This window comes from Tsuneonella sp. HG249 (assembly GCF_053819205.1).
This window is the reverse complement of record NZ_JBSOQY010000001.1, coordinates 1,007,277-1,025,532: the sequence shown is the minus strand read 5'-3', so window position 1 is coordinate 1,025,532 and position 18,256 is coordinate 1,007,277. Positions and strand designations below refer to the sequence as shown.

17 protein-coding genes are annotated in these 18,256 nt (G+C 66.4%); all 17 read right to left on the bottom strand.

Translation table 11 applies throughout. The features are described 5' to 3' along the window. Positions 1-21 precede the first annotated feature (21 nt). The 17 genes from ftsA to ACWPM1_RS04965 all read right to left on the bottom strand — a co-directional run bounded on the left by ftsA (position 22) and on the right by ACWPM1_RS04965 (position 18,224). Positions 22-1,299 (bottom strand): cell division protein FtsA, encoded by a 1,278-nt coding sequence (gene ftsA / locus ACWPM1_RS05045; RefSeq protein ID WP_455693747.1) that lies wholly within the window; start codon positions 1,297-1,299, stop codon positions 22-24. Beyond that, positions 1,299-2,225: a cell division protein FtsQ/DivIB gene (locus ACWPM1_RS05040; RefSeq protein WP_455693746.1), complete on the bottom strand. Its 927-nt coding sequence runs from the start codon at positions 2,223-2,225 to the stop codon at positions 1,299-1,301. The genes ftsA and ACWPM1_RS05040 overlap by 1 nt, the downstream gene beginning before the upstream one ends. Continuing rightward, positions 2,218-3,180 (bottom strand): D-alanine--D-alanine ligase, encoded by a 963-nt coding sequence (locus ACWPM1_RS05035; protein WP_455693745.1) that lies wholly within the window; start codon positions 3,178-3,180, stop codon positions 2,218-2,220. Before ACWPM1_RS05035 ends, ACWPM1_RS05040 begins: the two co-directional genes overlap by 8 nt. After that, on the bottom strand, positions 3,177-4,145 hold the full coding sequence (gene murB / locus ACWPM1_RS05030) for a UDP-N-acetylmuramate dehydrogenase (RefSeq protein WP_455693744.1): 969 nt from the start codon (positions 4,143-4,145) through the stop codon (positions 3,177-3,179). The genes ACWPM1_RS05035 and murB overlap by 4 nt, the downstream gene beginning before the upstream one ends. Beyond that, on the bottom strand, positions 4,142-5,560 hold the full coding sequence (gene murC, locus ACWPM1_RS05025) for a UDP-N-acetylmuramate--L-alanine ligase (RefSeq protein WP_455693743.1): 1,419 nt from the start codon (positions 5,558-5,560) through the stop codon (positions 4,142-4,144). Before murC ends, murB begins: the two co-directional genes overlap by 4 nt. Next, a complete protein-coding gene (gene murG, locus ACWPM1_RS05020) occupies positions 5,557-6,741 on the bottom strand; it encodes an undecaprenyldiphospho-muramoylpentapeptide beta-N-acetylglucosaminyltransferase (protein ID WP_455693742.1) in 1,185 nt (394 codons plus the stop codon). Before murG ends, murC begins: the two co-directional genes overlap by 4 nt. Beyond that, positions 6,738-7,967: an FtsW/RodA/SpoVE family cell cycle protein gene (locus tag ACWPM1_RS05015; protein ID WP_455693741.1), complete on the bottom strand. Its 1,230-nt coding sequence runs from the start codon at positions 7,965-7,967 to the stop codon at positions 6,738-6,740. The genes murG and ACWPM1_RS05015 overlap by 4 nt, the downstream gene beginning before the upstream one ends. Then, entirely contained in the window at positions 7,964-9,247 is a 1,284-nt protein-coding gene (locus ACWPM1_RS05010) for a Mur ligase family protein (protein WP_455693740.1), read from the bottom strand. Before ACWPM1_RS05010 ends, ACWPM1_RS05015 begins: the two co-directional genes overlap by 4 nt. Beyond that, positions 9,244-10,314: a phospho-N-acetylmuramoyl-pentapeptide-transferase gene (mraY, locus tag ACWPM1_RS05005; protein WP_455693739.1), complete on the bottom strand. Its 1,071-nt coding sequence runs from the start codon at positions 10,312-10,314 to the stop codon at positions 9,244-9,246. Before mraY ends, ACWPM1_RS05010 begins: the two co-directional genes overlap by 4 nt. A 17-nt stretch (positions 10,315-10,331) precedes the next feature. Next, a complete protein-coding gene (locus ACWPM1_RS05000) occupies positions 10,332-11,789 on the bottom strand; it encodes a UDP-N-acetylmuramoyl-tripeptide--D-alanyl-D-alanine ligase (RefSeq protein ID WP_455693738.1) in 1,458 nt (485 codons plus the stop codon). Continuing rightward, positions 11,786-13,252, bottom strand: coding sequence for a UDP-N-acetylmuramoyl-L-alanyl-D-glutamate--2,6-diaminopimelate ligase (locus ACWPM1_RS04995; protein ID WP_455693737.1), 1,467 nt, complete (start codon positions 13,250-13,252; stop codon positions 11,786-11,788). The genes ACWPM1_RS05000 and ACWPM1_RS04995 overlap by 4 nt, the downstream gene beginning before the upstream one ends. Beyond that, positions 13,249-14,967, bottom strand: coding sequence for a peptidoglycan D,D-transpeptidase FtsI family protein (locus ACWPM1_RS04990; RefSeq protein ID WP_455693736.1), 1,719 nt, complete (start codon positions 14,965-14,967; stop codon positions 13,249-13,251). The genes ACWPM1_RS04995 and ACWPM1_RS04990 overlap by 4 nt, the downstream gene beginning before the upstream one ends. Further along, positions 14,964-15,404: a hypothetical protein gene (locus ACWPM1_RS04985; protein WP_455693735.1), complete on the bottom strand. Its 441-nt coding sequence runs from the start codon at positions 15,402-15,404 to the stop codon at positions 14,964-14,966. Before ACWPM1_RS04985 ends, ACWPM1_RS04990 begins: the two co-directional genes overlap by 4 nt. Before the next feature lie 38 nt (positions 15,405-15,442). Next, positions 15,443-16,381 (bottom strand): 16S rRNA (cytosine(1402)-N(4))-methyltransferase RsmH, encoded by a 939-nt coding sequence (gene rsmH / locus ACWPM1_RS04980; RefSeq protein ID WP_455693734.1) that lies wholly within the window; start codon positions 16,379-16,381, stop codon positions 15,443-15,445. Continuing rightward, complete coding sequence (locus ACWPM1_RS04975; protein WP_455693733.1) at positions 16,378-16,857, bottom strand: division/cell wall cluster transcriptional repressor MraZ; 480 nt, start codon at positions 16,855-16,857, stop codon at positions 16,378-16,380. Before ACWPM1_RS04975 ends, rsmH begins: the two co-directional genes overlap by 4 nt. A gap of 328 nt (positions 16,858-17,185) precedes the next feature. Then, entirely contained in the window at positions 17,186-17,872 is a 687-nt protein-coding gene (locus tag ACWPM1_RS04970) for an ABC transporter (protein ID WP_455693732.1), read from the bottom strand. A 46-nt stretch (positions 17,873-17,918) separates the two neighbouring features. After that, the gene (locus tag ACWPM1_RS04965) at positions 17,919-18,224 is read right to left on the bottom strand and encodes a hypothetical protein (RefSeq protein ID WP_455693731.1); all 306 of its coding nucleotides are present in this window, start codon (positions 18,222-18,224) and stop codon (positions 17,919-17,921) included. Positions 18,225-18,256: the final 32 nt, after the last annotated feature.

Below are 18,256 nucleotides of genomic sequence, written 5' to 3'. Positions count from 1 at the left end.
ATCCACAGCGAGAGTTAACCACTAAAAGTACTCTTTCATCGCCTGCACCACGCGGTTTACCAGACCGAGGCCGGTGTAGCGCGTGGTCGCGGTGTGCCTGGCGGCAACCGCCCGGATGTCGACCGGATCGTCCGCGGCGTAAAGGCACAGGCCCGCGAGGGTGACGAAGCCGGGCGTGGCGTTGGCCTCGCCGAGGCCGCGCAGCGCGGGCGGCTTGCCCACGCGGACCGGGCGCCCGAGTGCGCTTTGCAAGAACTCCGCGATGCCGGCGAGCTCGGCCCCGCCGCCGGTCACGACCACCTGCCCGCCCTTCGCGCCCGAAAAGCCCATGCCCTTGAGCGCTCGACCGACCTCGTCGGTGAGCTTGGAAAGCTGTTCGGTGATCACCGACACGAGCTCGGCTCGCGGAATGCGGTTCTGCTCGTCGGCGCCGCGCGCGGGCTGGCCGCCCTCGTCGCCCGGGCCGTTGACCGGGACCATGTCCTTGTAGTCGCTGGGGCTGGCGATCGCCGAGCCGTAACGGCTCTTCAGGCGCTGCGCCTGGAAGCGGCGAATGCCGAACGCGCTGGCGACCGCATCGGTCACGTCAGACGAGCCGAAGGGGATGGCGGTGAGCCCGAGCAGCATGCCGCCCGCATAAAGCGCCACGTTCGTCACCTCGCCGCCGATCTCGACCAGCGCGGTGCCCAGTTCGCGCTCTTCGGGCGTGAGGCAGGCGTGGCCCGCGGCGATTGGCGCGGCGACCACCGCCTCGACGTCGAGGTGGGCGTTCTGCACCGCCTCGATCAGGTTCCTGACCGGGGCGCCGTCAGCGAGCATGACGTGGATGTCGACGCCGAGCCGCTCGGCGTGGAGCCCGCGCGGGTTGGCGATGCCGTGCGCCCCGTCGAGCGTGTAGTGTGCCGGCTGGGCATGGAGCACCATCCGCCCATCGGGCTGGATGCTGTCGCGCGCGGCCACCAGCAGGTGCTCGATGTCGTCTTCCTCGATCCGCCGGCCGCCGATGTCGATCTCGACCTTGGCGACGCGGCTCGCCAGACCCGCGCCCGAACAGCCCACCCAAACGCTGGAGATGCTGGTGCCGGCGTTCTTCTCGGCCCGTTCGACCGCGTCACGAATGGCATAGGTCGCCGCGGCCATGTCGGTAACGTAGCCGCGCTTGATGCCCTGGCTGGCACGATTGCCGCTGCCGAGCACGATCATCTCGCCCGTTTCCGACAGGCCCATGATCATCGCCGAGATGCGAAAACTGCCGACGTTGACGGCGCCGAAAACCTTGGCGATGCGGGGGAGGCCCATTACTCGGTCCCTTCGGCTGCAGCGGCCTTGGCGGTCTCCAGCGCCTGTTGCGCGCGGCCTGGAATTCGCATGTATATCCGGTCGGGCGCGCGCATGTCGAATGCGACGACCTTGCCGCCGAGCAGGCGGTTCACCCCGTCGAGCCGCGCGAACGACACCAGCGCGCCGGCCGAGGCATCGTCGCCGTGGGGTAGCGCGAGCACCTGCCCGGTCTTGAAGGTCAGGTTCCAGCGCCGGTTGCCGACCCACTCGGCCTCGGCCACTTGCGGTTTCAGCGCGGGCGCCGCGTCGAGCAACTCGTCGAGCCCCGCGATCTGCCTCGCCGCGCCGGGCCCGGCAACCTTGAGCATGCCTTTGGCATTGGTTTCGGTGACGGGCTCAAGTTCGTGCCCGGTCCCGTCGATCAGCACCAGCCGGCCGGGCTTCCTGAGCGCCGCGCGCGGCGTGCGCTCGATTACGTCGACCACCAATGTCTCGGGCAGTTGGCGGCTGACCCGCGCGTCCTCGACCCAGGACAGCGCCAGCAGATCGGCGCGGATCGCGTGGAGATCGACCAGCGGCATCGGCCGGTCGCGCTCGGCGAGCACGCGCTCGTAAACTTTCAGCTCGTTCATCCGCTCGATCCCGGTGACCTGCACCCGGCGCACCTCGAACCCGGCGTCGGCGGCGACCGCTGCCACTTGCGCTTGCGCCAGCGCGGGCACCCCGGCGAGGCTGGCGACGAACCACGCCAGCGCCACGGCGCCGCCGAGGATGATCGCGAGGAACACCTTGTGCAACTGCTCTTCGGTGAATGGCAGCAGGGCAAGCGCACGGCCTACGGCACCCGAAGTACGCGCCTTGGCCTTGCGCGCGGTATCGGCGCGGCTGCGAGCGGCCGTGGAACGGCGGACACCTTTGCCATTGCGGTTGATCGTTTCAGCCATGTTCAGCCCTGTTCGCCCCTCGATCAAGCGCTTCATCGACAAGGGTTTCGACCAGATCCTCGTAGCTGATGCCGCAGTACTTAGCCTGCTCGGGCACCAGGCTGAGCGCAGTCATCCCCGGCTGCGTGTTGGTCTCGAGCACGAACAAACCCTCCTCGCCCTGCTCGTCGTCCCACCTGAAATCGGTGCGGCTGCAGCCCCGGCAACCCAGCAGCGTGTGCGCTTGTACCGCGTAGGCGAGGCACAGTTCGGTAATCCTTTCAGGGATTTGGGCCGGACAGATGTGGTCGGTCAACCCTTCGGTGTACTTGGCATCGAAATCGTAGAACCCGCTCTTCGGTTTGAGCTCGGTCACCGCCAGCGCGCGCGGCCCGTCGGGCCCGTCGAGCACTGCGACCGTCATCTCGCGCCCGCGGATGTAGGGCTCGGCGAGCAGCCGATCGAACTCCTGCCACGGGCCCTTCACGTCCCGCCGGATCGGATTCCCGTAGTTACTTTCGTCGGTCACGATAGCCACGCCGACCGAGCTGCCCTCGTTGACGGGCTTGAGCACATATGGCCGCGCCAGCGGGTCCTTCTCGTAAATCGTCTCGCTCTGGACGATCCGCCCGCCCGGCATCGGCACCCCGTGCGGCACCAGCGCGTGCTTGGTCAGTTCCTTGTCGATGGCGATCACCGAGGTCGCCAGGCCCGAGTGCGTATACGGCACCCCCATCAGGTCGAGCATGCCTTGGACCGTCCCGTCCTCGCCCGGCACGCCGTGAAGAGCGTTGAAGACGACGTTCGGCGCAGCCTCCGCGATGCGCGCCGCTACCTGGCGGTCCATGTCGATCCGGGTGACGCGATGCCCGCGCGCTTCGAGCGCCTTGGCGACACCTTCGCCGCTCATCAGCGACACCGGCCGCTCGTTGGCCCAGCCGCCCATCAGGACGGCAACGTGATGCTTCTTATTCACGGACGCCCTACCCGCTGGATTTCCCACTCGAGGCTTACGCCGCTGTTCGAATAAACTTTCTCGCGCACCAGTTCTCCGAGGCCCTCGATGTCGGCGCTCGTCGCTTCGCCGGTGTTGATGAGGAAATTGGTGTGTTTTTCGCTGACCTGCGCCTGGCCCAGCATGAGCCCGCGGCACCCGGCCTCGTCGACGAGTTGCCATGCCTTGTGGCCGGTGGGGTTCTTGAAGGTCGAGCCGCCGGTCTTGGTGCGCAACGGCTGGCTCGCCTCGCGCGCCGCGGCGATCTTGTCCATTTCCTCGCCGATTTCGGCAGGGATGCCCTCGCGCCCCTGGAAGCGCGCGGCGACGACGATCGCGCCTTCGGGCAGGTTCGAGTGGCGGTAGGAATATTCGAGATCGCGAGCGGGCAGCGTGACGAAGTCGCCGGTCGGCAGCACAACGTCGCAATCGACCAGCACGTCGGACACTTCGCGGCCATACGCGCCGCCGTTCATCCGCACGAACCCACCGACGGTGCCGGGGATACCGCGCAGGAATTCGACCCCGGCGACCCCCGCATCGCGCGCTTTGGAAGAGACAAGGATTCCGCTCGCACCCCCGCCGCATTCGAGCACCTTGTCGCGCCGCGCCTCGACCGTCGCGAACGCCTTGCCGAGCCTGACCACTACGCCCGGCACACCGCCATCGCGCACGATCATGTTGGAACCCAGCCCAAGCGCCATCACGGGGGTGCGGCCGCCAAGCCGCTGCAGGAAATCCTTCAGATCTTCGAGGTCGGCAGGCTCGAACAGCCAGTCCGCGCTGCCGCCGCTTTTGAACCACACGAGCGGCGCCAAGGGCGCGTTCTCGGTCAGTCGTCCGCGAATGTTTTCAGGGCCGAGGCGAGCGCTCTTGCGCTCTTCGACCGCCGACCACGGCGCCGAGCCGTGTCGCCAGCCGCGCACGTCGCCGATCTGCCGGCTCACGCCGCTTTCTCCACAGTGATGGCGTCGGCAAGTCCGGCTGCCCATCGAGTGATGTCCCCCGCACCGAGGCACACGACATAGTCGCCTGGGGCGAGGTCCGCCGAAAGCCGGTGCGCGAGGTCGTCTTTGTCCACCACAGTGGCGGCGGAGCGGTGTCCCCGCGACTTGAGTCCCGCGACCAGCGCGTTCGCGTCGATGCCGGCGATGGGCTCCTCGCCCGCAGTATAGACCGGGGTCACATATACCCGGTCCGCATCGTTGAAGGCGTTCTGGAAGTCGTCCATCAGGTCGCGCAGCCGGGTGAAGCGGTGCGGCTGGACGACTGCGATCACCCGCCCCCCGCTCGCCCCCGCGCTCTCGCGCGCCGCGGCGAGCACCGCGCGGATCTCCACCGGGTGGTGGGCATAGTCGTCGATGATGGTCGCGCCGTGCGCCTCGCCCACTTTGGTGAACCGCCGGCGGACCCCGCCGAACTTCGAGAAGCCCGTGCGAATGATGTCATCGGGGCATTCCATTTCGATCGCCACCGCGATAGCGGCAAGCGCGTTCTGCACGTTATGGCGGCCCGGCATCGGCAAGCACACGTCCGCGATTCGGCGGTTTTCCTCGCCACGGCGGCGGATCACTACGTCGAACAGGTTTCCGCCTGCCTCGGGCCGCACGTTTTCAGCGCCCACATCCGCCTGCGGATTGAAGCCGTAGCTCACCACCTTGCGGTCTCGCACCTTGGCCATCGCCGCCTGCACTTCGGGATGGTCGATGCACAGCACCGCCGCGCCGTAGAACGGCACGTTGTGAATGAACTCGACGAACGCGCGGCGAACCGAATCGAAGTCGCCGTAGTGATCGAGGTGCTCGGGATCGATATTGGTGACGACTGCGATCGTCCCGTCGAGCCGCAGGAAGCTGCCATCGCTTTCGTCGGCTTCGACCACCATCCAGTCGCTGGCGCCGAGCCGCGCGTTGGAGCCGTACTGTTCAATCACCCCGCCGTTGATCACCGTGGGATCGATCCCGCCGGCATCGAGCAATGCAGCGATCATGCTGGTCGTGGTGGTCTTGCCGTGGGTGCCGGCGACCGCCACCGTGTTCTTTAGCCGCATCAGCTCGGCGAGCATCTCTGCGCGGCGGACCACCGGGATGCGCGCTTCGAGCGCCGCGGCGACCTCGGGGTTCGAGCGCTTGACCGCGGTCGAAATGACCACCACGCCCGCCCCCGCGACGTTCTCCGCCGCGTGACCGATGTGCACCGGAATGCCGCGTTTGCGTAGCCGTTCGACGCTCGGCCCTTCGCTGAGATCCGAGCCCTGCACGCTGTAGCCGAGGTTCTTCATCACCTCGGCGATGCCAGACATACCGATCCCGCCGATGCCGACGAAGTGGACGGTGCCGATATCCGTGGGAACACCCTTCACCCCGCCAAGTCCCGTGCCGTCGCGAGACCGTTGGCCGCGGTTTGTCCGCTGCCCCCCTCGACGCGGATGACGTCCATCAACTCGGCCCCGCCGAAACTTTCGACGAGATCGGCGAGGTCCTGGGCTGCCTTGGGCCGCCCGCAGTTCCACGCAGCATGGGCAGCCGTCGCCAGCGTGTCGGGCCGCTGGGCGAGCGCCTGAATCTGTTTGGCAAGCTCCTTGGCAGTGAACTTCTCCTGCCGGATCATCCGCGCGCCGCCAGCCTTGACGATCTCGCGCGTATTGCCCGCCTGATGGTCGTCGGTGGCGATCGGCAGCGGAACGAGGATCGCGGGGCGGCCGACCACGGTCAACTCGGCGATGGTCATCGCACCCGCGCGGCCGATGAACAGATGCGCATCGGCGAGGCGGACGTGCATGTCCTCGAAGAAGGTGCCGAGCTCGGCAGGAATGTCATGGTTGCGATAGCGTTGGCGCACCGCGTCGAGGTCCTCCGCGCGGCACTGCTGCGTGACCTGCAACCGCTGGCGCAGCGCGGGTGGGAGCATTGCCAGCCCATCCGGCACCACTTCGCTCAGCACCCGCGCGCCCTGGCTCCCCCCGGTCACCAGCACCCGCAACAGTCCATCGGCGGTGAAAGCGGGAAATGGCTGGTCGCGCAGCGCGGCGACTTCCGGCCGCACGGGATTGCCCACGAGGTGAACCTTGCCCGCATGCTGGGGGGAGAGTTTGGCTACTTCCGGATAGGCGGTGGCGATAGCGTCGACATTGCGCGCGAAGAAGCGGTTCACGCGACCGAGAACGGCATTCTGTTCGTGCACCACGCTGGGGATCTCGGCGGCCATGGCGGCGAGGAGCGCGGGGAACACCGGGTAGCCGCCGAAGCCCACAACCGCCGAGGGCTGGAAGCTCTCGAACAGCCGAAGCGCCATCCTTCGGCCCTCAAGAATCGCGGAAATCGCCGCCGGCCAGCGAAGCGGGTTCTTGCCGAACGTGCTCGCCGGAATGACATGGACCGGCAGGAAGCTCGGCTTGCCGGGAAGCTCGGCCCCCCGCTTGTCGGTGAGCAGCGCGACGTGGTGCCCACGCTGCGAGAGCTCGGTCGCCAAGGCGTAGGCGGGGACCAAGTGTCCCCCGGTTCCTCCGGCCGCGAGCACATAGTGGCGGGTGGCACCGGTCACGTCCCGATCTCCTTCGCGATCAATTCTTTGAGGCCGGGCGTCTGGCGATAAAGGAAGGGATTCCGTCTCGTGAGGGCGATTAGCAACCCGACGGCGAGACAAACGGCGATCGTGGAGGAACCACCGTAGCTGACCAAGGGCAGTGTCATGCCCTTCGAGGGGAATAGCTGCAGATTCACGAGAATGTTGATGAAGGCCTGGCCGCCGATCTGCGTGGTCAAACCGGCCGCGGCCAGCAGCGTGAACAAGTCCTCCTCGTCGACCAGTCGAGTGAGCACTCGCACGACGATCGCGAGGTAGAGCAGCACAACCAGCGCGCAAACGATCAACCCGAATTCCTCGCCGATTACGCTGAAGATGTAGTCAGTGTGCGCCTCTGGAAGGTTCATCTTGCGCACGCCGAGCCACACGCCGCTGCCGGTCCATCCGCCGGCAAGCAGAGTGCGGCTGGCGAGATCGACCTGGTCGAACGCCGTGCCGCCGCCGAGAAACGCGTCGATCCGGTGCCGGGCGTTGTCGTAAAGGAAGTATGCCGCCGTGAGGCCTACCACGCCGGAGCCGGCCATGCTGCCGACGCGCTTGAGGGGGATGCCCGCGAGCAGGACGATCACGAACCACACGCCGGCAAAAAGGATTGTCCCGCCGAGGTCGGGCTGCAGCATCATCAGCGCCGCGACTAGAGCCATGATCCCGCTAACTGCCGCGACGACAGGCAGATTGGGATCGCGCGTGCGCCAGCTGACGATCCAGGCCAGCAGGATCGCAAACCCCGGCTTGAGGAATTCCGACGGCTGGAAAGAGGCGATGCCGAGATTAATCCAGCGCTTCGCGCCATTGACCTCGCCGCCGACCAAAGGGACCAGCAACAAGAAGACCAGCATCGTACCGGCCAACACGATGCCGAACCGGCGCGCATTCTCGCGGGTCAGGGTGGAAGCGCCGATCAAGACGATCAGACCGACCGCCTGCCAGCGCAAATGCGCCCAGTAGAAGTAGAGCTCGGGCAACGTGACGTTCGCGGTCGACAGCCGATGTGCGCTCGCGGGCGAAGCGGCAAAGACCGCCGCAGTGCCGAGTGCCATCAACAAAAGTACCAGGCCGAGCAGAACGCGGTCGACTTCGCGCCACCAGATCTTGAGTTCCGCTCGCCGGGACCCTGGGTACCGCGGCGCTGCTGCTTGAGCGGACACGCCGTTGCGCGGGATGTAGGGCCGCTCGATGCTCATGCGGCGGACTCCGCGTTGGGTTCTTCGTGGCAGGGATCGGCGGTCGGGTTCTCGGTCAGCGCTGCGACAAATTGCTTGAAGCGTTCGCCGCGCTGCTCATAGTCCTTGAATTGGTCGAAGCTGGCGCACGCTGGGCTGAGTAGCACCACATCGCCAGGCACCGCCCCGGCCAGCGCGCGGCGAGTGGCCTCGCATAGCATTTCAGCCCGGACGACCGGCACCCGACCTTCCAGCAGCTCGGCGAACCGCGGCCCGGCCTCACCGATGGTATAGGCTGTCTTCACGTTGCCGAGGTGTGCTTCGCACGCGCCAAGCCCGTCCTCCTTGGGCAGCCCGCCGACGATCCAGTGGATGCGCGGGCCGTTGCTTTCGGGCGAATACGCCGCGAGCGCGGGGGCGGAACTGTCAGTGTTGGTCGCCTTGCTGTCGTTGACGAACATCACCTCCTTATGAGTGGCGACTTGCTCCATGCGGTGAGGCAGCCCGGTGAAGCTGTGGAAGCCGCGCGTAATAACGTCCTCGCCAATTCCGAGCGCGGCGCATACTTGCGCGGCGGCTGCCGCGTTCTGTGCGTTGTGCGGACCCTGCAGTGACGGCGCCCGTTCAGGAGGCGAAGCGTCGGTTGGCCCCGTGACATGGACCCCGGACGACATCTCGAAAAGCCGCGCTTTGCTCGCGGCGTAAGCGTCGAAATCCGCATAGCGGTCTAGGTGGTCTGGGGTCACATTCAGCAACACCGCCACGTCGCAGTCGAGGCTCTGGGTAAGGTCGATCTGGTAGCTCGACAGTTCGAGCACATAAACTCCGCCGTCGGGTAGCGGGTCTTGCGCAAGGATTGGGAGGCCGATGTTGCCGCCCATCGTGCTTGGCACACCGGCAGTGTGGAGGATGTGATGGACAAGCGCGGTGGTGGTGCTCTTTCCGTTGGTGCCGGTGATGCCGACGACCTTGTGCGGGGGCAGGCTGGCGCGGGCCTGCGCAAATAATTCGATGTCGCCGATCACCGGCACCCCGAACTGGGCCGCGCGCGCCGCGATTGGATGGGTATTGAGCGGTACACCGGGAGAAATGACGACCGCGTCGTAACCCGTGAGGTCGATCTCCAGCGGATCGGCGACGAGGACGTGAGCCGGATCGACTTTGGTTCGAGCGTTGTCCTGCCGGTCCCACGCCGTCACCTGTGCGCCAGCCGCGACCAGCGCCTCCACCGTTGCCAGCCCCGACCGCGCAAGACCGAGCACCGCATACTTCCTGCCGGCGAAGGCGGGCGAGGTAATCACCGCAGCTTCAACGTCGACAAGCCGATGAGCGCGAGCACAATAGCGACGATCCAGAAGCGGATCACGACCTTGCTCTCGCTCCAGCCGAGTTGCTCGAAATGGTGGTGCACGGGGGCCATTCGAAAGACCCGCTTTCCGGTGCGTTTGAACCAGAAGACCTGGATGATAACCGAGAGCGCCTCGAACACGAACAGCCCGCCGATAACCGCCAGCACGACCTCATGATGCGTTGCCACCGCGATCGCCCCCAGTGCGCCGCCAAGCGCCAGGCTGCCTGTGTCACCCATGAACACCGCCGCCGGAGGCGCGTTGAACCACAGGAACGCAAGCCCGGCGCCCATTATTGCCGCGCAGAAGATCGCTAGCTCGCCGGCTCCCGCTACATGGGGAATGCCGAGGTATTCCGAATAGTCGGCCCGGCCCGCGAGGTAGGCGATGATCGCAAACGCGCCGGAAGCGATGATCACTGGCATGATCGCGAGGCCGTCGAGCCCGTCGGTGAGGTTCACCGCATTGCCCGCGCCGACGATAACGATCGCGGCGAAGACGTAGTAAAATGGTCCCAGCGGAATCCCCACGCCGACCATGAACGGCACGTACAGGAACGTGCTAATCTGGCTGACGACTATATAGCTCGCCACCCCCGCCACGATGAACTCGAGTAGCAGCCGCACACGACCCGACACGCCAGCGTGGCTCGCCTTTCGCACTTTGTCGTAATCGTCCAGGAAGCCAATGATACCAAACCCGATCGTCACCGCGACACAGGCCCAGACGAACGGGTTCGATAGGTCCATCCAGAGCAGCAGGGCAAGCATCAAGCTGGTAAGGATCATCAAGCCGCCCATGGTCGGCGTGCCGCGCTTGGCGAGATGGGTTTGCGGTCCGTCTTCGCGGATGGGCTGGCCCTTGCCTTGGCGCACCCGGAGGAGGTCGATGAAACGGGGCCCGATGATGAGGCCAATCACAAGCGCCGTCATCAACACGGCACCCGCGCGGAAGGTCTGGTAGCGGACGAGGTTGAACAGCCCCTCGAAACCCATCCACTCGGCTAGCAAATAGAGCATTCAGCCATCCAGGCCTTCTAACCCGCGCGATCGACGAAGCGCGCAACCACCCTTCCAAGCCCGACCGAATTGGAACCCTTGATCAGGACCGCATCGCCCGCCGCGAGGCCGAACGCTTCCAGGGCCGCGATCGCCTCGCCAGGCCCGTCGCAATGCGCGAAGCCGAGGGGCGCGGCAAGCGAGTGCGCGCCCCCTTTCCCCAGTTCGCCCGCCAGAGCCCTCATCTCGTCGCCTACCAGCACCGCAAAGTCTACGTGCGCTTCCTCCAGCGGCTCGACGAGCTGGGCGTGGAAACCCGGTGCAAAGTCGCCCAGCTCCTTCATGCTGCCCAGGACCGCCACACGGCGGGTGGCGGGCGTCTGTCCGAGTTGGCGCAGCGTTGCGCGCATGCTGGCCGGATTGGCGTTGTAGCTTTCGTCGATCAGGAGTGCATGCCCGCCCGGAACCGCAACCCGGTGGCGCGCGCCGCGGCCCTTTAGGCCGCCCATTTCGGCAAGGGCGAGACCGGCGGCCGCGAGGTCGCCGCCTGCCGCCTTCACAGCGGCCATGACGGCAAGGGAGTTCATGATCCAGTGATCACCGGGCTCGGCGACCGAATAGCATAGCCGCGTACCGTCGATATCGGCGGTCACCAGCGACCCGCCGTTAGCGCTCGGAATAGCATCCAGCAACTTCGCGTCGGAGCCGGCAGCGCGCCCGAACGTGATCACTCGCGCGCCAGCCTGACGGGCATGCACGAGCAAGCGGTCGTAGTGCACGCTGTCGGACGGGATCACGGCGGTGCCGCCTTCGACGAGGCCGGTGAAGATTTCGGCCTTGGCATCGGCGATGGCCTCTTCGCTGCCGAGGTTCTCGATGTGCGCCGGCGCGATCGTGGTGATAACGGCCACGTGAGGCCGAACGTGCTCGGCCAGTGCCGAGATTTCTCCCGAGTGGTTCATGCCCATCTCGAACACGCCGAACCGGCAGCGCGAGGGCATCCGTGCGAGGCTCAGCGGCACGCCGACGTGATTGTTGTAGCTTCGCACCGAACGGTGCGCCGCCCCGCGGCTGGCTCGGTCCAATGCAGCGAAGATCGCTTCCTTGACCCCGGTCTTGCCGACCGAGCCGGTGACACCGACGCGGACGGCATCGGCGCGATGCCGGGACGCCGCGGCCAGTTTCGCCAGCGCTTCGGAAGTGTCGGGGACCAGGATATGCGGCCAGTCCGTCGGCTCGCTCACGAGCGCTGCGACGGCGCCATTGGCAAAGGCCTTGTCGAGGAAACGGTGACCGTCGGTTGCCTCGCCCTTCAGGGCGACGAACAGATCACCCGAGCGCACTTCGCGGCTGTCGATCTCGACCCCCGCGCACTGGAACGCGCCGCTTGCCGTGCCGCCGGTGGCAATGGCAAGCTCCTCCGCCGTCCAAAGGGCAAGGCGCAGGGCATCACGCTTCTCGCGGGGCCAGGCCCGAAGAGCCGGGTGGGAACTCATGCTGCCGCCGCCTCGCGCGCCACGGTCACGTCGTCGAATGGCAAAACCCGCATATTCTCTCCCGAGCCTATTATCTGGCCCTGTTCATGTCCCTTGCCGGCGACGAGGACGATGTCGCCCGCCTGCGCCAGCGCGACCGCTGCGGCGATCGCCGAGCGGCGGTCGCCAATCTCGCGAGCGCCGGTTGCGCCGTCGAGCACCTGCCGCCGAATGACCTCCGGATCTTCGCCGCGCGGGTTGTCATCGGTCACGAACACCACGTCCGCGCGCTCCGCCGCGACGCGGCCCATCTCGGCGCGCTTGCCTTGGTCGCGGTCGCCACCGGCTCCGAACACGACGATCAGCCGCCCGCGCGGGCTATACGATACGTGTGGCCGCAACGCGGCAATGGCGGCCTCCAGCGCGTCGGGCGTGTGCGCGTAATCGACGTAAATCGGCGCGCCAGCACGATTGAGCGCGGCGCGCTCCAAGCGACCACGCACGGGTTGCAGGCGGGCGAGCCCATCGAAGGTGGCGGCAGGGTCCCCTCCCGTGGCAATAACCAGCCCTGCCGCGACCAGCGCATTTGACGCCTGGTATGCACCGATCAAAGGCAATTGGATCTTCCGGACTGCGCCCGCGTGCTCGACCTCGAGTTCCTGGCCAAGCGTTCCGGGTTTGCGGGCGGCGAGGCGGATCGCTTCCCCCTCGCCGCCCACGGTGAACACGCGCAGACCCCGTTTTCTCGCGTGTTCATCAGCGCGCTCGGCCCATCCATCGCCGTCGCGCCAGATTACTGCAGCGCCACTCGGCGCCACAACCTCATCGAACAGCCGCATCTTGGCAGCGAAGTATTCCTCCATGTCCCCGTGGTAATCGAGGTGATCGCGACTGAGATTGGTGAAGGCACCCGCCGCAACCGAAAGTCCCTCATTGCGGTATTGGCTGAGCCCGTGGCTCGAAGCCTCGTAGGCCACATGAGTGACGCCTTCGCGCGCGAGACCCGTCATGTTGGCCAGGAACGTGACAATATCCGGCGTGGTCAGACCGGTCGATACGCTCTCATCGGGGGTGGTCACCCCGAGCGTTCCGATCGATGCGGCGCTGATGCCGGCCATGCGCCATAGCTGGCGCGTCATCTCGACTGTCGAAGTCTTGCCGTTTGTGCCCGTCACGGCAACGATGGTCGCGGGCATCGGCGTAAAGAATGTCGAAGCAAGCCGGGCAAAGGCACGGCGGGGTGTTGCGTCGGCGAGGTGGAGCGCCCCTTCGACCTTCGCTTCCGGCCGGGCCACCACCGCGACGGCGCCTGCCGCGATTGCCGCCGGTATAAAGTCCTCGCCATTCACGGTCGCGCCCTGGAAGGCGCCGAAGATCGTACCGGGCGCAACCTTGCGATGGTCGATGGCGAAGCCGGTGACGGTCTCCTCGCGCGCGCTGCCGACGTCGAAACCGGCAACGGCGGCGATGCGGGCGAGCTTCATTCGCCGCCCTTCTTGGGCACAAGCGGGGCGAGGTCGGAAAGATCTACATCTCGGCTCGAGTCCGGCGCCACGCCGAGGATAGGGCCGATCCGCGGGACGAGCCGGCCGACGACCGGGGCCGCATTCCACGCCGCCGTCCGCTGGAAGCTTGAGGCGACAGTGCCTTTCGGCTCGTCGAGCATGGCGATGATGACGTAGCGTGGGCGGTCCATCGGGAACGCGGCGGCGAAGGTCGCGACGACCGACGTACGGTTGTACCCACCGCCGCTCGGCTTGTCGGCCGAGCCTGTCTTTCCGCCTACCCGGAAGCCCGGCGCGTTGGCCTTGCGGCCGGTCCCGTACACCGCGATCATCCGCAGCAACTGGTTCATCCGCGCCGACGTGCTGGCCTTGAAGACGCGGCGCCCCTTCGGCACTTGGCTCGGGGCGAGCTTGTGCATGGTGGCGGGCCGGTAGATCCCGCCGTTCACCATGGCCGCGTAAGCGCTCGCGAGGTGCAGAGGGGTGACGGAGATGCCGTGGCCGTAGCCGACCGTCACGGCAGTGATCAGGGGCCACTCGCCGGGTTGCCAGAGGGGAAAGCCCTTAGCAGGAAGTTCGATTTCAGGCCGCGCGTTCATGCCCAGATCGACCATGGTCTTCTTCAGCCGAGCGGGACCGAGGTCCTGCACGATGTGCCCGGTGACCACGTTCGAGGAATGCATCAGCATCTCCGGAGTGTTGAGCGAGTCGCCGAGGGGGTGGCTGTCCTTGATCGTGAACTTGCCGATCGGGAATGGGCGGGCGGAGTAGCGGCGTCCGAAATCGGTGATCGTGCCGGCGTCGATGGCCGCTGCGACCGCCAGGGGCTTGAAGGTCGAACCGAGCTCGTAAACCTGGTTTGTCACCCGATTGAACATGAGATCGACCCCCGCCGCGTCGATCTTGTTCGGGTCGAAGGAAGGGAGCGAGGCGAGCGCGATCACTTCGCCGGTGTCGACATCCAGGACGATCCCCGCCGAACCGAGCGCATTGGTCGCGCGCATGCCGCGGGTGAGCTCGTCCTCGAGCGCACCCTGCACGCGCACGTCGATGGAGAGGGGCACCGGCCGGCCCCGCCGGGCCGGATCACGCAAGTGGTCGTCGAGCACGGCTTCCATGCCGATGCGCCCGTGCCCGTCGGCACCAACGTACCCCAGCACATGCGCGCCCATGGAGCCTTGGGGATAGTGGCGATCGGTTTCCTGCGGCAGTTCGAGCGCGAGCTCGCCGATCGCCTGCACCTTGTTGGCGTCTTCCGGCAGGACCCGGCGGCGGAGGTATCCCGCCTTACCCTTGGCCAGGCGGTCGGCCATCTGGGTCTCGTCGATATCCGGGAAGATCGCCGCCAATTCAGCCGCGACTTGCTTCGGCGACCTGACGAGCGGACCGCCACCGAGCGCCTCGGGGTTATACCACAGCGCGAAGGCCGGGAACGCGCGGGCGAGCGGCTCACCGTTGCGGTCGGTGATCTCGCCGCGAGGGGGCAGGAGCGCTTCTTCGAACGAGGTGGCCGCGCGAGAGTGCCCGGTAATGCCGAGGTAGCCGATGCGAAGCACCGCGGCGATTGCCAGTAGAGCGAAGATCGCGGCCACCAGCAAGACCCGCAGGCGGGCGACCGTCAACGACCGTTGACGTAAGGTCACCAGCTGGACCCGGCCGGAATGAACAGCGGTGCTATAGGTAAGCGCGTTCACTGGGTTGCGGCCTCGGCGAGAAAATCACCGCCATTCGATAGCCGGTCCGCCAGGCTCTGGGCGGCTTCCACCGGGCGCACGGGCTTGCCGGTGAGCGGCGATACCATCGCGGGAAACTCACGATCCGCTGCCTCGCCGGGCGCGCGGGCAACCCGGATCGGTGTCGGCGCCGTGGCGCCGCGTGGTTCACCGAGGCGAGCGAGTTGGCGCTCACCTTCGAGGTATTGATCCGCGCCTGGTGCCTGGTAGCCGAAGTCCACCGCGTTCCACTGGGCAAGCTGCTGTTGGCTGGCGCGCGTTTCGAATTCAGTCTCGAGCAGCACCTTCTCCCGCTGAAGCGCGAGGATTTGCCGCTCGGCGAGGCGCACTTGGCTGCGCACCGAATTGACCTTGAAAGTGAGCGCCGCGAACAGGGTCACGCAGAGGGCCAGCGTCACGGCCCAACCCAGTTGGCGAAGACGGCTGCCGGCGACCATCAGGCGGCCCTCCGCGCCGGCGCGGCGGTGCGGACCGCATGGCGAAGGGTCGCGGAACGGGCGCGCGGGTTGCGGGTTAGCTCCGCCTCCGACGGCCTGATACCTTTGGAAACCCGGGTGAATACGGCCGGCTCAACCTGAGCGGCGGGCATGTGGCGCGAGCTCGAGGGGAGTGTCGACGCATCACGCAGGAAGCGCTTGACGATACGGTCCTCGAGGCTGTGGAAGCTCACCACCGCCAGCCGGCCGCCTTCCCCGAGCAGCATTTCCGCGGCATCGAGGCCTTCCTCCAGCTCCGTCAGTTCGGCATTCACATGAATGCGGATGGCCTGGAAGCTGCGAGTCGCGGGGTCTTTCGGCGCTCCGGGGCGGTAACCGAGTGCCTTGCGCACGACGCGGGCGAGTTCGCCGGTTGTCGACAGCGGCCGCGCGGCAACGATGGCGCGCGCGACCCGGCGGCTCTGACGCTCTTCCCCGTAGTTGTAGAGCACGTCGGCGATTGCCGCCTCATCGGCCTCGTTAAGGAAGTCGGCGGCGCTCGCCCCTTCCCGGCTCATGCGCATGTCGAGCGGGCCTTCCGCGGAAAACGCGAACCCGCGCTCAGCTTGGTCGAGCTGCATCGATGACACGCCGATATCCATTACGATCCCGTCGACCCGCGCGAGCCCCGACTCGGCGAGCGCGTTAACCATCTCGGAGAAGCGGCGGGGGTATAGAACCAGCCGCGGCGGCTTTTCCGCAGCTTCGGGCCATTTCCTAGCCTGGGTTATAGCATCCGGGTCCCGGTCGAAAGCGTGCACCGTGGCGCCTGCATCAAGCAGCACGCGCGAATAGCCGCCCGCGCCGAAAGTCGCGTCGACGATCACGTCGCCCGGCCGCGGCGCGAGCGCGGCGATCACTTCATCAAGAAGAACGGGAATATGCGGGGCATCGCTCACTTGCCCTTCCCTTCAGCCTGGAACTGCACGCAGGCGGCCTTCGCGGCCGCCCAAGCGTCGTCCATCTTCATCAATTCCGCAGGGTTCCAGACGGTGAAGTTGCGCCCGCCGCCCTGAAAGAACATCGCCCCGTCGATGTTGCCGAGCATGCGCAGATGGTCTGGCAGCACGAAGCGGCCCGAGTCGTCGAAGGGAATCTGGGCGAAACCGAACAGCTGCTGTGCACGGGTATCGCGGTCGAACTCAGGTCCGGCGCGGTCCTCTTCGCGGTCGAGCTGCTGCTCGAGCTCGCTCATGCGCGAAAGGCCAAAACCCACCAGACAGGGAAATTTGGCGTGCTTGTCGAGGCAGAGCACCTTGCCGTCGCTCGATGATTTCACTGCGTTGCGGAACAGCGGAGGCAGCACGAACCGGCCCTTGTCGCCCGCCGGCGAAAAGGCCTGTCCACTGAAACCGCTGAAGCCTGAAGCCGCCACTTCCCCCCGCACTTACGTCCACTCTCGAGCCCGAAGGCCCACCCCGCAGACATGACTTTCCCGCAGCCGCCCGCGCAGGCGCGGAAGCTTGGCAACGACCGGTCCCGGTGTGCTTGGATCGAAATGTCCGATGGGTCAGCGTATTAACTTTTCGCGCCCCGGGATGGAAGGGAAAAGTGCGGGAAATTGCGGGAAGAAGCGGTTAATATCGATTTTCCATGTGGATAACGCGCGTGCCAGAGCTCCACGAGGCAGTCCGCATTCGAAATTTACCTATTGTTTTACAAGTACTTAAAGGGCCGCAGGCTATATTCCGCAAAATCCCGCGTCAGTCCGCGAATGCGGCCTTGTTCATCGTGCGCAGCGCTTCTTCCGGGCGTTCCACGGATCGCGCACTCTCAAGAACGGAGGCGTCGGCAACTACCAGAACAGCGCCCTCGCCAATCCGGCACCTCGCCACGAGTGACTCGCTTTCGAATACACACTTGGCCTGCGCGTTGGTTTTCATGCGCTTCAAACTTCCAGCGAGGCGAACGGGGATAGTCACCGAGCGAAAAGGTACTCGGCGCTCGGCGTCAGGCTGGCTCTCGTCGAACTGCAATTCCAATCCCCAACGGGCAAGGATCGGAGAAAGAACCGCCATGTCTTGCGGCCGGCGCCTGTCTCCCAGCGCGAAGCGCGACTCCTCGGTGAGCAGAGGATCCGCGAACAGAAGCAAGCGCCCGCCACCGTTCACCCAGTCGTCGAGCGCGACGTTCTCGGAAGGCGCCAGCGGCCGCGGCTGGGCCATGATCAGCCGCTTGAGGCCAACCAACGCATCTCCATCGAGGGTATCCACCGGCACCAGCCGGTTCTCTTCCTCGAGCAAAATTCGGACCCAATGCAGGTCGCTGGTGCTGTCGAGCGCTTCGGCGACGCTGGCGCTCTCCGCCCAGAAGATGGGTAGCGACGTGAACAAGCCCAGCGCCGGCCTCTGGTCCTCCTTCTGCAACCCAGGCGTCGCCCATATCGCCATTGTGGCGGCCAGCGCTGTAGCGGCGGCTGCGGCGGCAATGCGGAATCTATGTGCCATCGTCGGCGGGGCCGGTGGTGGCCCCATCTGCCGGGAGCACGCCGGCATCAGCTAGCGGATCGTTCGCAGGGATGGCCGTTTCGGCGGCGACAGACGCTTCAGCCTGCGGCACGGCCGTCTGCTCGCTCTGCTTGGCCCGCTCCTCGATCACGTTGGCCAGACCGACGATCAGCACGATCCCGAGCAGCAACGAAATCCCTACCTGCAGGCGCTGCAGGGCTTGCGCTCGGGTTCCAGCGAGCGGCGAAAGGGGCGGCTCGTCAAGCGGAGCCTCTCCTGGGATGCGGTCGGCCATTGCGTTAAGCTAGTCGCAGACCGGCCCCAGTC